Here is a 13852-nt window from a genome sequence, read left to right as displayed (position 1 = left end):
GTTACTTAAGCTAACGGTCTGCTGACGGGGTGCTGTAGCTCATCGCGGCAGCGGCGGACCGCACCGCGCGCGGTCGAGGATGGTGGTCGGGCGACAGCTGGCCCTTGTGAAACCCGTGCAGCGGACGAAACCAGTCACGCTGGATGCGGCGTAGCATAACCGGGCGGCACGTGGGCCGAGAGTCGGGAATCAGTTAGGAGCTCATGGTGGGACAGGTCAGCGCGTCCAGCTCGATCGTGGTGGCGGCCGATCCGAAGCGGACGCTGGACGCGATCGCGGATTACGAGACGGTGCGTCCGAAAATCCTTTCCTCGCACTACCGCGACTACAAGGTGGTCGAGGGCGGCAAGGGTGCGGGCACCGTGGCGGAGTGGACGCTCCAGGCCACCGAGAAGCGCGTCCGCAATGTGCGCGCGACCGTGTCGGTGACCGATTCCATGGTGACCGAACGGGATTCGAACTCCTCGATGGTCACCACCTGGACCGTCACCCCGCAGGGCTCCGAGTCGCTGGTCACCGTGCGCACCAGTTGGAAGGGCGCGGGCGGTATCGGCGGCATCTTCGAGGGCATCTTCGCGCCGCTGGGCCTGAAAAAGATCCAGGCCGAGGTGCTGGCGAACTTGAAGCGCGAGCTGGGATAGTCGCGCACGCGGTGGCCCGGCACCCCGGTGTGGGAGCCGGGCCATTGTCATGCGCGCGGGTCGCTCGGTCGAGTTCTCAGTCGGCCGCGATATCGAAGAGATTGCCCTCCGGATCGGCGAGGGTGGCCCAACGGACGCCGTACTCGTCGAAGTCGCCGATGTGCTTGGCCCCCAACGAGATCGCGCGATCGATCTGCCCGGGCAGATCCGGGGTGTGCAGGTCGAGGTGGATGACGTTCTTGCCCGGGTTCTTGTCGGGGACGCCGAGGAACATCAAAGTCGGTGTGGCTCCGGTGGTTTGGCCCACGGTGGCGAAGTGTTCGTTGCCGTCGGGATCCACGGTGCGGTCGAGCAGCTTGGCCCAGAAGTCGGCCAGTCCGGCGGCATTGTCGCAGTCGAAGGTGATGGCGGCGATGGCGAGTGTCATTGCGGTACTTTCTTTTTCGGACGATCGAAGGGTCGATGCGCGGTCAGAGCCGACCGATGGGCCAGCAGATTTCGGTGTGGTAGTCGGCGGGCTCGGCCTCCCCGGGCCCGACCAGGTACCGCTCCCGAATGGGTTCGGCGAGCGCGGTGTCGTATTCGGCCACATGGCTGCCGAGCGCGCCGTAGGTGCGGTCGAAGTCGGTGAACGGTCCGTGGTGCACGGCTATCGCGAAGCGGCGCGCCGGTAGGTCGAGCACGGCGCCGCGCGCCGCGGTGCGTGCGCGGTCGACGTCCTCGATCGGCACGAAGGCCACCACCTCGCCCTTGTCGTCGGCGAAGAACTCGGTCGCGTAGGTGGCCCCGCCCGGCCCCGCGGGGGCGATCTCCGCCATGGCCAAGGTCGCGTACAGCTCGGTGAAGGCGTGCTCGCACCACACGTCGATACCGTCGCGTGCCACCACCTCGGTCATGGCCAGTGCGGGAAAGCTTGGCACCGAACGGTATTCGACGGCGACCTGCCGGGCGGGCAGCAGCAGTGCCCGCAGCGACGCCACCACGTCGCGGGTGCGCAGCAACTCCGCCTCCATGCGCTCGAGATGGCCGCGCAGCGCGGCATCGCGCGCGTGTTCGTCCGGCGCGGCCAGCACCTCGCGAATCTCCGGCAGCGGCATGTTCATATCTCGCAGCCGCCGAATCAGATGCGCCTGCCCCACCTGATCGGTCGAGTAGCGCCGATACCCGGTGCCCGGGTCCACCGCGGCCGGTTCCAGCAACTCGATGTCGTGGTAGTACCGCAGCGCTTTCACGCTGAGATGAGTGAGCCGGGAGAACTCCCCGATCGGCACGATCGCTGTCATGCCTCCAGCGAACACCCTCCCGTGATGGGAGAGTCAACATCCGCCCGAAAAACATCCGCCCGAAAAACGCGGCCCGCGTCGGTCTTCGAACACCTATCCTGTCCAGCGTTCGGGGGCAGACTCCTCGAAGCTCCCTGTCCGAGGGCTGCGGGGGCCATCGCCCTCGAACTCCCGACTACGCTGGGGAGCGATCCCAATTTCCGCAGAGAGGACGCGCCCCGTGGAACCCGGTGGACAGTTCGACATGCAGGCCCTGCTCGCCCAGGCCCAGCAGATGCAGCAGGCCGTGATGGAAGCCCAGCAGGAGATCGCGGCCTCCGAGGTGGAGGGTGAGGCGGGCGGTGGCCTGGTGCGCGCCAAGATTCGCGCCACCGGCGAGGTGCTGTCGCTGGTCATCGATCCCAAGATCGTCGATCCGGAGGATGTCGACACCTTGCAGGATCTGGTGATCGGCGCGGTCAACGACGCCATGGCCAATGCCCAGAACCTCGCCGCCGAACGCCTCGGCCCGCTCGCGGGCGGCATGGGCGGTATGGGTGGCGGCGGCGCGCTGCCCGGCTTCTGATCGAGGACGCCGGTGTACGAAGGTCCCGTCCAGGATCTCATCGACGAATTGGGCAAGCTGCCCGGTGTCGGCCCGAAGTCCGCGCAGCGCATAGCCTTTCACCTGTTGGGCGTGGAGCCGCCGGAGATCGACCGGCTCCAGGCCGCCCTGCAGAAGGTGCGCGACGGCGTGCGTTTCTGCGCGGTCTGCGGCACCGTCTCCGACGGTGAGCTGTGCCGTATCTGCGCCGACCCGCGCCGCGATCTCACCATGATCTGCGTGGTGGAGGAGCCCAAGGACGTCCAGGCCATCGAGCGCACCCGGGAGTTCCGGGGGCGCTATCACGTGCTGGGCGGCGCGCTCGATCCGCTCAGCGGTATCGGCCCGGATCAGCTGCGCATTCGGGAACTGTTGCAGCGCATCGGAAATCAGACCGACGGTGTGGACGTCACCGAGGTCATCATCGCCACCGACCCGAATACCGAGGGCGAGGCGACGGCCACCTATCTGGTGCGCATGCTGCGCGATTTCCCCGGTCTGAGCGTCACCCGGTTGGCCTCGGGCCTACCCATGGGCGGCGATCTCGAATTCGCCGACGAGCTCACGCTCGGTCGGGCGCTGTCGGGTCGCCGGGCGCTCTAGACCGCGAATTGCACCGGACCGGCGGTAGGCAGATCGTGAACACCGCCGGTCCAGATTTCCAGGGCGGCCGGTTCGGGGCACGGAATGTGATTGTTGTTCCGGGCGAATCCCGGTCCGGTGCCGGTGATCAGCAGCGCGGCGGCCCCGAGGGCGGTGGCGGTCGCGGTCACCGCGATCAGTAATCGTCTGTTCACCACCGGGGTGGGTTGCAGCCTCTCGCGTAGCGCCATGGTTCTCCCTAGTCGAAGTGGGACATGGGAAAAGCGGGAACGCAGATATCAGCGGGCAGTGCAAGGCTAACTTTTCGCCGGTCCCGCCGGGGGCGCGTGCTCGTTCGAGAGGCCGAATCGAGACGCGTTCGATCGCAAGACGAGACGGACCGGTCGGGTGGTATCAGAAGGTCAGCCGCTCCCAGTCGAGCGCGTCGAAACCGGTGCGGTCGCCGGTGGCCCAGGCCCAGATCGTGGCGGCCACGGCGGCGGGGTCGTCGAGTGTGGTGGCGTAGTGCCGGTCCGGGGACCCATCGCGGTACTCGAGTGCGTACCGACCATTCGGATGCCGATAGGTCTGGATGTAGTGCTGGTCCGCGGTCTCGGCGATGAGATACGGGCCCGGCTCACCCAGCATCGGCACCCACAGATCCACGAGTTCCCTGGTGAGATAAGGGAATTCGCCCGCCCCGCCATGCGTCACGGTGGCCGGGACATGTCCGGCCGGATCGGCCAACCAGGTCAGCTGCGGATCGTAGACGGCCCAGCCGCGCGGGGTGGCGAGCTCGAAGAGCAGGGCGCGCACATGCCCGATGGCGTCGTACGGGCTCGACACCACCAGGGTGGAGCCATTGTCCTTGCCGCCGAGCGGAGTCGAACTCAGAAAGCGATCCGATTCGGGCAGTGCGTCGTCGCGCCGCTGGAGTTCCGCGGCGATCTCGGCCACGACCTCGGACTCCGGCTGCCCTTCCTGAGCCGTCAGGTAGGCGTCGACCTCGGCGGGTGTGCTGGCCACGCCCGAGGGCAGCAGAATCTGGTCGTAACTCACCCGGCCAGGCTAGTCGCCCCGTTCTCGGCGCAGCGGCAGCCGCCCGCCACATCGCCGCAGTCCACCACGAAGGTGTGCCGGACGTGGGCGAAGTCGATGCATTCGCCATCGGTGCATTCCACCGACCGGTCGGCGTGCACGACCAGCGTGCCGTGGCAGTGGTCGAGGGCCGATTCGCAGAACGAGCAGACCGAGTTGGCCATGAAGCCTCCTTCAACCATCACTACGGTCCTAGCACTCGCGAGCCCGACGGGCGACGACCTCTCCGCGTGTCGTCCGAACTGTCCGAAACCGTCCGTGTGTCGTGACGGCGTGTTCCTGCGCGGCGTGTGCCGCCTCGATCGAGGCGGTGTGCCGTGCGATAGCCCGGTGTGGCGTGGCTCGCCCCCGGTTCCGATCCCGCATGGCCGCACTGTAAACTCGTGATCATCATGCAGCGGGCACTTCTCCTTTGCCGCCGCGACGGGGTCTGATTCGGACCGGCTCCCGCCGCGGGGATCTGCCGTGCCGGTCTACCCATAACACTGGGATCCAGTCACACTCTCTCGGAGATAAAACGCATGTCACCCGCTGATGCCTTCGTATCCGGATCGCGCACGATCAATCGTCCGTCCAAGCCCGCCCCGGCCGACCAGCCCGCGTGGAACAAGCAGAAGAACTCGTCGATGCCGGTTTTCCGGTACCGGCCCTTCGCCGAAGAGGTCGAGCCCGTCGAGCTGCCCGACCGCACCTGGCCGAGCAAGGTCATCGACCGCGCCCCCTCCTGGTGTGCCGTGGACTTGCGCGACGGTAACCAGGCCCTCATCGATCCCATGAGCCCCGCCCGCAAGCGCCGCATGTTCGACCTGCTGGTGCGCATGGGCTACAAGGAGATCGAGGTCGGCTTCCCCTCGGCCAGCCAGACCGATTTCGACTTCGTCCGCGAGATCATCGAGGACGGCGCGATCCCCGACGACGTCACCATTCAGGTGCTGACCCAGTGCCGTCCGGAGCTGATCGAGCGCACCTTCGAGGCGTGCAACGGCGCTGCGAACGTGATCGTCCACTTCTACAACTCGACCTCGATCCTGCAGCGCCGCGTGGTGTTCCGCGCCGACCGCGAGGCCGTCAAGAAGATCGCCACCGACGCCGCGAAGCTGTGCCTGGAGGTGCAGCAGCGGTACCCGGACACCAACTGGCGCTACGAGTACAGCCCGGAGTCCTACACCGGCACCGAGCTGGACTACGCCCGTGAGGTCTGCGACGCGGTCTCCGAGATCATCGCGCCGACGCCCGAGCGGCCGCTGATCATCAACCTGCCCGCCACCGTCGAGATGGCGACGCCGAATGTCTACGCCGACTCCATCGAGTGGATGAGCCGGAACCTGGCCCGCCGCGATGCCATCGTGCTGTCGCTGCATCCGCACAACGACCGCGGCACCGCCGTGGCCGCCGCCGAGCTGGGCTACCTGGCCGGTGCGGACCGCATCGAGGGCTGCCTGTTCGGCAATGGCGAGCGCACCGGCAATGTCTGCCTGGTGACGCTGGGCATGAACATGTTCTCGCGCGGGGTGGATCCGCAGATCGACTTCTCCAATATCGACGAGATCCGCCGCACCGTGGAGTACTGCAATCAGCTGCCCGTGGCCGAGCGCCACCCCTACGGCGGCGATCTGGTCTACACCGCCTTCTCCGGCTCGCACCAGGACGCCATCAACAAGGGCTTGGACGCCATGAAGGCCGCCGCCGACGCCGCGAACGCCGATGTCGACGACATCACCTGGGAGGTGCCGTACCTGCCCATCGACCCGAAGGATGTCGGCCGCACGTACGAGGCCGTCATTCGGGTGAATTCGCAGTCCGGCAAGGGCGGCGTGGCCTACATCATGAAGACCGATCACGGGCTGGTGCTGCCGCGCCGCCTGCAGATCGAGTTCTCGCAGGCCATTCAGAAGATCACCGACGGTGAGGGCGGCGAGGTCACCCCGAAGGAGATGTGGGATGTCTTCTCCGAGGAGTACCTGAGCCCGATCGTGCCGCTGGAGCGCATCCGCCAGAAGGTCACCGCCTCGGAGACCGATGGCGGCGTGGACCATATCGAGGCCGTCGTGAAGGTCGACGGTGTCGAACAGGAGATCTCCGGTGAGGGCAACGGCCCGCTCGCGGCCTTCGTGGACGCGCTGTCGGGTATCGGCTACGACGTGCGCATCCTGGACTACTCCGAGCACGCCATGTCCGCGGGCGACGACGCCCAGGCGGCGTCGTACGTGGAGATCGCCATCGGGGACAAGGTCACCTGGGGCGTCGGCATCGCCACCTCCATCACCACCGCCTCGCTGCGGGCCGTCGTCTCCGCGGTGAACCGCGCGGAACGCAACCGCTGAGCTGGCATCGAACGCGCGCCTCGCAGCCATGCGCGAGGCGCGCGTTTCCGAGCCCCGCGAGCAGCGGCACCCGCAATGACCTCGACTGACGTGACAACTGATTGCGCGAGGTTCGGGGTAACTCACCGGGTACGCCCAGCATAGAATCGGCTTTCAACCGCTGGCACGCCAACGCGACGGTCAACGGCTCTCAGCCATGCGCTGAAGGTTCGGGGAGGCGGGGGAGATGCTAGCGTTGGTTTGCCTTTTCAGCTCCGAGTTCTCTGTTCGAGCCGTCGAGCAGATGGGGGACACGTGACCACGAACGACCAGAATCCGACCTCGCCGCCCTGGCTGGCTGGACCGGATGCCGACGCCCATGCCGCCGATGCCGCGGCGGGCTCGGGTGAACAGGACTCGGCTCCCGAGGCCGCGGCCGACGCCGACAATGCCGGAAACGGCGCTGCCGAGCGGCGCGAGCCCGCGGGTGACGCGGAGCACGAGTCCGGGTCCGGGTTCTTCCCGCCGGTGCCCGATTCCATCGATCAGACCACCGTCTTCCCCGAGGGCGGGCCGGGTGCCGGATTCCCGCAGCCCGGGCCTTTCGCGCCGCCGGGCGCACCGGGGGAGGGGCCTTACGGTCCCGGCCAGTTCGATGGGCCGCCCGGATTCGCGCCGCCGCCGTTCGCCGGAGCGCCCCACGGCGACCCGAATATGCCCGGGGGCCCGAACGGCCCTTACGGCGAGCCCAATTCGTACGGTCCGAACTCCGGCGCGGAGCAGAGTCCGTTCTCGCCCGGTGGTCCGCACACCGGGTCCTATCCGCCGCCGGACCAGGGGCCGTGGAATCCGCCCGGACAGCCGGGCTTCCCGCCGCCCGGGGCCTACGGCGAGATTCGGCAGGAGACGCCCTACGGCGAGATCCGCCAGGAGATCGGCAGCGACGGCATGGTGCGCCGGGTCTTCGCGGAGGGACAGCGCGATCCGGGTGCGCCCGAACAGCTCAACGGCCACGGCCAGCCGCCGTTCACGCCCGAGGGCGAGCAGGGCGGGCCGATCTACAGTTGGTCGCCGCCTCCGGCCGCGCCGCCGCAGCAGCAACAGCCGCCGATGCAGCAGCCGCCGCAGAACTATCAGCAGCAGCCGGACTTTCAGCAGCAGCAACAGCAGCCGCAGGGTTGGGGCGGCGCGCCCTCGCACGCGTACCAGCCGAGCGGGCAGCAGGCTCCGCCGCCGCCCGGACATTCGGTCAACGACCTCAACCTGTTGAAGCGGGCCCGGCGGGCGCCGCGCGGCGGGTGGCGGCGGGCCGTGCACAAGGCCTCCGGCGGCATGATCAATCCGGGTGAGTCGCCCGCCGATATCGTGCACAACGAATTGGTCGATCGGGTGAACCAGCCGGTGCGCGGGGATTACCGGATCGCCATCCTGTCGCTCAAGGGCGGCGTCGGAAAGACCACCACCACGGTGGGTCTCGGCTCCACCTTCTCCTCGCTGCGCGGTGACCGGGTGATCGCCATCGACGCCAACCCGGACCTCGGCACGCTCGCGCACCGGGTGCCGCGCCAGACCCGCTCCACGGTGCGAAACCTGTTGGAGGACTCGCACATCACCCGCTACTCGGATGTGCGGGCGCATACCTCGCAGGCGCCGAGCCGCCTGGAAGTGCTTGCCTCCGAACAGGATCCGGCGGTCTCCGAGGCCTTCAGCGAGGCCGACTACCGCAAGGCCATCGGCATTCTGCAGCAGTTCTACAACATCATCCTCACCGACTGCGGTACCGGCCTCATGCACTCGGCCATGTCCGGCGTGCTGGATATGGCCAGCTCGCTGGTGTTGGTGACCTCTCCGGCCATCGACGGCGCGCGTTCGGCGTCGGCCACCCTGGACTGGCTCGACCATCACGGCTACCACAAGCTGGTGGAGCGAACCGTGGTGGTGGTCAACGCCTCTCGCAAGGGTTCGTCCACCGTCGACCTGGATCAGCTGCGCAAGCTGTTCCTCGATCGCACCCGCGCGGTGCAGGTCGTGCCGTTCGACGACCACCTCGCCGAGGGCGCGGAGATCGATCTGGAGCTGGTGGGCAAGCCGACCCGGCGCGCGCTGCTGGAACTGGCCGCCATGGTCGCCGACGACTTCGGCTACCACGCGGCGCAGCAGGGGCCGTACCCGCAACGCTGATCCGAGATACGCGGCGCCCCATGGCTGTTCGCCACGGGGCGCCGCTGTCGTCAGGTCGTCGGATCGGTCACCGCCCGTGCGGCGGCCTGGAAGGCCGCGAGGACGGCCGCGACGGCGGGGCGGTTGTCCGCGTGCGGGCGGGTGGCCAGTTCGTAGAGGCGGGCGGCGCGCACGCCGGAGAGCCGGAGCATGATCAGATCGGGGTGCCGGACGGCGAAGCGGGGCATGACGGCGACGCCGTAGCCGGTGGCGACCAGGGCCTCGATCACGGTGAAGTCCAAGAGGCGCTGGGTGATTCGCGGCTGCACCCCGGTGACGGTGGCGATGGAGCGCAGCACGTCGTCGACCGGGAAGCCGCCGCGCACGCTGAGCCAGGTCTCCTCCGCCAGTTCGGCGGGTGCGACCGTGCCCTGGCGGGCCAGCCGGTGCCGAGGGCCGACCACCACGTCGATCGGTTCCCGCATGAGCACCCGGGAGGCCACCCGCGGCCCGCGAATCGAGGGCGCGCGCTCGTCGCGGTGGGTCAGCACCACGTCGTAATCCGCGAGCAGCCGGGGCACTTCGGAGGGCGGCACATCCTCGTCGCGGGCCACCACATCCACACCGCTGTCGGCCATTTCGGCGAGCACCCGGGGCAGCAGCAGCGTCGCCCCGGACGGGAACATCGCCACCCGCACCTGCCCGCGCGGCGACCCGCGATACGAATCCATCTCCGCCACAGCGCGTTCCATGGCCGCCAACACCTCATCGGCCCGCATCACCAGTGCCCGCCCCGCATCGGTCAACCGCACCCGCCGCCCATCCGGCTCCAGCAGCGTCACCCCGGCTTCCCGCGCCAACACCTTCAACTGCTGCGACACCGCCGACGCCGTCATGGACAGCGCCTCCGCCACCGCCGCCACCGTGCCCCGATCCGCGAACTCCCGCAACACCCGCAGCCGCTCGATCGCCATGTACCGAGGCGCATCCGACCACCCACCCTCGACCACGGGCAGCTCCCGTGTCGGAGTCACGCCGCGAGCACGCGGCCCATGCTGCGGCATCGCGCCACGCGTGGAATCGGCCTGGCTGGCAACACTGTTGCCACCGTCCGACGCGGCCGGAGCGGCCCCCTCGGACGGTCTATCGCCAGCACCGGGAGTCCCCCCGGAATTCGAGCCCCCGCCCGAAGACACCCGACGAGGCTGCCGAATCCGCCGCCGGGGGCGACCGGACTCGACCTCCGCGGCGCTGCCTCGGAGCCGATCGCCGACCTCGGTCTCGCCCTCGTCGCCCGGACTGCTGTCCGGCACGGGTGCCGAGTCCGACGTCGGTGCGGAGTCGGTGTCGGACGTGGTGTCCGCGGTGTCGGGTGTGGGTGCGGCGACTGCCTCGGACTGGGCGGTGCCGGTGTCCGGGGACGGGTGATCGGCGGAAGTTGGGACTCGGCGGGGTGGGCGCGGCGAGCGTGGTGGTGGGGTTTCGCCGGTCGGCGGGTGGTCGGGGTCGAGCATGGTTAAGTTCTACTACAGTATTTGTGCATAATTATTCGATTGTCCTTAGCTATCGCGGGACTGCACTATTCCGGCATGACCAATCGCGACCGTTTGATCGGCCTGACCGTGGTGTTGTTGTGGGGATTGAACTTCCTCGCTATTCGGGTCGGTCTCGATCACTTCCCGCCGTTCTTCTTCGCGGGGTTGCGGTTCGCCGTTATCGCGGTGCCGGTGCTGCTGTTCGTGCCGCGGCCGCGGGTGCCGTGGAAATGGCTGTTGATGTACGGGGCCGGATTCGGGGTGTTGCAGTTCGCGTTCCTGTTCAGTGCCATGCGGGCGGGGATGCCGACGGGGTTGGCCTCGCTGGTGCTGCAATCCTCCGCGCCGTTCACCGTGTTGCTGGGTGCGGTGTTGCTGCGCGAGCGGCTGCGGCCGGTGCAGGTGGCGGGGATCGTCGTCGCCATGGGCGGCATGGCGGTGATCGGATGGGATCGCGCGCAGCATGCCGCGCTGCTGCCGGTGCTGTTGACGCTGGCCGGGGGATTGGGCTGGGCGTTCGGCAATATCGGATCCCGGCTCGCCGCGGCCGAATCCGCCGATTCGTCGGCCGGGCCGGTGAATCCCCTGCACCTCACCCTGTGGATGGCCGTGGTGCCGCCGATCCCCATGTTCGCCCTGTCGGCCCTGACCGAGGGCACGACCACCGGGTGGCGGGATCTCGCCGACTCCTTCTCGGCGACCGGATGGCCCGCGCTGGCGGCGCTGTCCTACATCGTGCTGCTCGGCACCATCGCCGGATCGGGGTTGTGGACCTTCCTGATGAGCCGCTACCCGGCGAGCACCGTCGCGCCGCTGTCACTGCTGGTGCCGGTGGTCGGCATCGCCGCGGCCTGGGCGTTCCTGAGCGAGACGCCCTCGGCACTGTCGCTTTGCGGTGCCGTGATCGTCATCGCGGGCGCGTTCACCGCCACCTCCGCCGGTCGCCGGGTGGTCCCGATTCCCGCGGAGGCGGCGACCACGCGCACTCCGGAGGCCCCGACGCCTGAGCCCGCGTCGCCGGAGGCCGCGTCGCCTGAGCCCGCCGTGGCCCGAGCCTGATCACGCGGGTTTCGCGGCCCGCCAATCCCCCCGATTCCCGAACCGCCCGACCGGGTCTTCGCAACATCGCAGCCACCCGGTTCGAATTCCACACCCCCAACCGACCACGAGCCGGTATCCGCTGCTTAGGATCGGTCCGGCGTGGGAGGTAAGGGAATGGCAGGACAGCGTTTGTCCGTCACGCGGCGGACGATGCTGCGCGGCACGGTCGCGGCGGGAGTGGTGGCCTCGGGGGCGCTGGGTACCGGGCTGCGGCCCACACCCGCACAGGCCGCACCGGGACACCGGGTGGCCGTCCTCGGCGGCGGCGTGGCGGGCCTGACGGCCGCGCACGAACTGGCCGAACGCGGCTTCGAGGTGACCGTCTACGAACGCCGTGCCCTGGGCGGCAAGGCGCGCAGCATTCCGGTCCCGGGCAGCGGCCGCGACGGCCGCCCGGACCTGTTGGGGGAGCACGGTTTCCGCTTCTTCCCCGGCTTCTACCGGCACCTGCCCGACACCATGCGGCGAATCCCCTTCGCGGGCAATGCGAATGGCGTGTGGGACAACCTGGTGGCCGCGCCGGAGGCCCGCTTCTCCCGCCGCGCCGCCGACGACGTGCTCATGCCGCTGGGCAAGGCCGGTCGGGTGTGGTCCACGCCCGAGGACTTTCGGGAGACGGTCAGCTCGGCCATCTCCACCACCGCGAAGATGCCCTACGACGACGCGCTCTACTTCGCCAACCGCCTACTGGTCTTCAACACCAGCTGCGATGCGCGCCGATACGGCCAGTGGGACAACATGTCCTGGCGCGACTACGTGGGCGCGCGGCATCGCTCCACCGAATTCCGGATGCTCATGTCCCGCACGCTCACCACCCTGCTGGTGGCCGCCAAGGACGATCTGGCCAGTACCCGCACCATCGGCACCATGGGCGAGCAGTTCCTGGGCAACCCGCTGGAAATCGCCAATGACGGTGCGCTGGACCGACTGCTGAACGGCCCCACCAACGAGGCCTGGATCGATCCGTGGACCGCGCGACTGCGCGAACTCGGCGTGCGCTTCGAAACCGGCGAGGTGCGCGGACTCGAGGTGCGCGACAACAGGATTGCCGAGGCCCGCGTCGTCGACGGCTCGGGCGCGGCCAGGACCGTCGACGCCGATCATTTCGTCTGCGCCGTCCCGGTGGAATCGGCCCGCACCCTGTGGACCCCCGAAATCCTGGAGCTGCGACCGGAATTGGCGGGTATGCACCAGCTCATGGTGGATTGGATGACCGGCATCCAATTCTTCCTGCGCCGCCCCACCGCCATCGCCCGCGGCCACGTCGCCTACGTGGATTCTCCCTGGTCGCTGACTTCCATTGCGCAGGACCAGTTCTGGCCGCGCACCCGCCTGGCCGACCACGGCGACGGCACGGTCGCCGACTGTCTCTCGGTGGACATCTCCGACTGGAACACCCCCGGCATCCTCTACGGCAAGACCGCCAAGGAGTGCACCCACGACGAAATCGCCCGCGAGGTCTGGGCACAGCTGAAGGCCCACCTCAACGACAATTCCGAACTGCTCAGCGATGCGGACCTGCACTCCTGGTTCCTCGACACCGGCATCACCTGGGATGCCGCCAACCGCCGCAATGTGAACGCCGATCCGCTGCTCATCAATACGGCGGGCTCCTGGGCGCTGCGCCCGGAGACCCATGCGGCAGGTCTCGAAAACCTGTACCTGGCTGGGGATTACGTGCGTACCAACGTGGATCTCGCCACCATGGAAGGCGCTTCGGAGTCCGCGCGCAAGGCGGTGAACGCGCTGCTGGACGTCACCGGCTCGAGTGCCCCGCGCTGCCGCCTGTTCACGCTCTACCGCGCGGTCGAACTGGAGCCGTTCCGCCAACTCGACGCCGCCCGCTACGCCGCCGGACAGACGAACATGTTCGACGGTCCGGCCTGAGCGGAATTGTTCACAAATCACTGGTGCGTCGCCTTACCCGAGGCGTTGAATCGGGGTCATGAGCGAGATCACCAGCCCGGAGGAACTGCGCGAACTACTCGGCGAGGTGATGCCGCGCGCCGTCACCAAGGAGCGCGTCGCACTGCACCCGCGTGATCGCGAGTGGATCGCCACCTCCCCGTTCGTGGTCATCGCCACCAGCGACGCCGACGGCAATTGCGATGCCTCCCCGAAGGGCGACCCCGCCGGATTCGTGAAGGTGCTCGACGACACCACCCTGGCCATTCCGGAGCGCCCCGGCAATCGCCGCGCGGACGGCTACGTCAATATCCTCGGCAACCCCCATATCGGCCTGATCTTCCTGATTCCCGGCCGCAACGAAACCCTCCGCATCAACGGCCGCGCCCGGCTGGTCCGCGACGCGCCGTACTTCGACGACATGGTGGTGCGCGGTAACCGACCCATCCTGGCCATCGAAGTCGAGATCGAGCAGATCTTCTTCCACTGCGCCAAAGCCTTCATGCGCGGCAAGCTGTGGCAGCCGGGGGAGTGGCCGCAGGACAACCTGCCCACCCACGCCCGCCTGGTGAAAGAGGTCCAGACCAATATCACCGAATCCGTCGAGGAACTCGAGGCCTATTACGGCGAGGCCTATTCCAAGAAGCTCTACGCGGGCTGA

Annotated in this window: 14 protein-coding genes; 8 read left to right on the top strand and 6 right to left on the bottom strand. The window is 68.5% G+C overall.

Going from position 1 to position 13852, the window contains the following annotated elements:
* The first annotated feature begins 206 nt into the window (after positions 1-206).
* Positions 207-641 carry an SRPBCC family protein gene (locus ACIBH2_RS28250; protein WP_397123081.1) on the top strand — a complete coding sequence of 145 codons (435 nt, stop codon included), beginning with the start codon at positions 207-209 and terminating at the stop codon, positions 639-641.
* A gap of 76 nt (positions 642-717) precedes the next feature.
* On the opposite strand, the gene ACIBH2_RS28245 is transcribed toward ACIBH2_RS28250, so the two are convergent.
* Both ACIBH2_RS28245 and ACIBH2_RS28240 read right to left on the bottom strand, forming a co-directional pair.
* Positions 718-1068: a VOC family protein gene (locus ACIBH2_RS28245; protein WP_397122770.1), complete on the bottom strand. Its 351-nt coding sequence runs from the start codon at positions 1066-1068 to the stop codon at positions 718-720.
* 43 nt (positions 1069-1111) lie between these two features.
* Positions 1112-1924: a MerR family transcriptional regulator gene (locus tag ACIBH2_RS28240; protein WP_397122768.1), complete on the bottom strand. Its 813-nt coding sequence runs from the start codon at positions 1922-1924 to the stop codon at positions 1112-1114.
* Positions 1925-2144: 220 nt separating this feature from the next.
* On the opposite strand from ACIBH2_RS28240, the gene ACIBH2_RS28235 reads away from it, so the two are divergent.
* Together ACIBH2_RS28235 and recR are read left to right on the top strand one after the other, a co-directional pair.
* Positions 2145-2489, top strand: a complete 345-nt coding sequence (locus tag ACIBH2_RS28235; RefSeq protein WP_397122766.1) for a YbaB/EbfC family nucleoid-associated protein — start codon at positions 2145-2147, stop codon at positions 2487-2489.
* Between the two features lie 12 nt (positions 2490-2501).
* Entirely contained in the window at positions 2502-3110 is a 609-nt protein-coding gene (recR, locus tag ACIBH2_RS28230) for a recombination mediator RecR (protein WP_397122764.1), read from the top strand.
* Here recR and ACIBH2_RS28225 read toward each other — a convergent pair.
* The 3 genes from ACIBH2_RS28225 to ACIBH2_RS28215 form a co-directional block, all read right to left on the bottom strand.
* Positions 3107-3340, bottom strand: a complete 234-nt coding sequence (locus ACIBH2_RS28225; RefSeq protein ID WP_397122762.1) for a hypothetical protein — start codon at positions 3338-3340, stop codon at positions 3107-3109. The genes recR and ACIBH2_RS28225 overlap by 4 nt on opposite strands.
* Before the next feature lie 163 nt (positions 3341-3503).
* Positions 3504-4148, bottom strand: a complete 645-nt coding sequence (locus ACIBH2_RS28220; protein WP_397122760.1) for a hypothetical protein — start codon at positions 4146-4148, stop codon at positions 3504-3506.
* Positions 4145-4351 (bottom strand): hypothetical protein, encoded by a 207-nt coding sequence (locus ACIBH2_RS28215; protein ID WP_397122758.1) that lies wholly within the window; start codon positions 4349-4351, stop codon positions 4145-4147. The genes ACIBH2_RS28220 and ACIBH2_RS28215 overlap by 4 nt, the downstream gene beginning before the upstream one ends.
* 357 nt (positions 4352-4708) lie before the next feature.
* On the opposite strand from ACIBH2_RS28215, the gene leuA reads away from it, so the two are divergent.
* Together leuA and ACIBH2_RS28205 are read left to right on the top strand one after the other, a co-directional pair.
* Complete coding sequence (gene leuA / locus ACIBH2_RS28210; RefSeq protein ID WP_397122756.1) at positions 4709-6511, top strand: 2-isopropylmalate synthase; 1803 nt, start codon at positions 4709-4711, stop codon at positions 6509-6511.
* Positions 6512-6805: 294 nt separating this feature from the next.
* Positions 6806-8671, top strand: a complete 1866-nt coding sequence (locus ACIBH2_RS28205; protein WP_397122754.1) for a MinD/ParA family protein — start codon at positions 6806-6808, stop codon at positions 8669-8671.
* Positions 8672-8721: 50 nt separating this feature from the next.
* On the opposite strand, the gene ACIBH2_RS28200 is transcribed toward ACIBH2_RS28205, so the two are convergent.
* Complete coding sequence (locus ACIBH2_RS28200) at positions 8722-9624, bottom strand: LysR family transcriptional regulator (protein WP_397123078.1); 903 nt, start codon at positions 9622-9624, stop codon at positions 8722-8724.
* Positions 9625-10239: 615 nt separating this feature from the next.
* Here ACIBH2_RS28200 and ACIBH2_RS28195 point away from each other — a divergent pair.
* The 3 genes from ACIBH2_RS28195 (at position 10240) to ACIBH2_RS28185 (ending at position 13852) form a co-directional block, all read left to right on the top strand.
* Positions 10240-11244 carry an EamA family transporter gene (locus tag ACIBH2_RS28195; protein WP_397122752.1) on the top strand — a complete coding sequence of 335 codons (1005 nt, stop codon included), beginning with the start codon at positions 10240-10242 and terminating at the stop codon, positions 11242-11244.
* Positions 11245-11400: 156 nt separating this feature from the next.
* A complete protein-coding gene (locus tag ACIBH2_RS28190; RefSeq protein WP_397122750.1) occupies positions 11401-13173 on the top strand; it encodes an FAD-dependent oxidoreductase in 1773 nt (590 codons plus the stop codon).
* 58 nt (positions 13174-13231) lie between these two features.
* Complete coding sequence (locus ACIBH2_RS28185; RefSeq protein ID WP_397122748.1) at positions 13232-13852, top strand: pyridoxamine 5'-phosphate oxidase family protein; 621 nt, start codon at positions 13232-13234, stop codon at positions 13850-13852.

The sequence above is a fragment of the Nocardia sp. NPDC050406 genome, from assembly GCF_044459025.1.
Lineage (GTDB): Bacteria > Actinomycetota > Actinomycetes > Mycobacteriales > Mycobacteriaceae > Nocardia.
The sequence above is the reverse complement of the archived record's forward strand: the minus strand, read 5'-3'. Positions and strand labels throughout refer to the sequence as shown.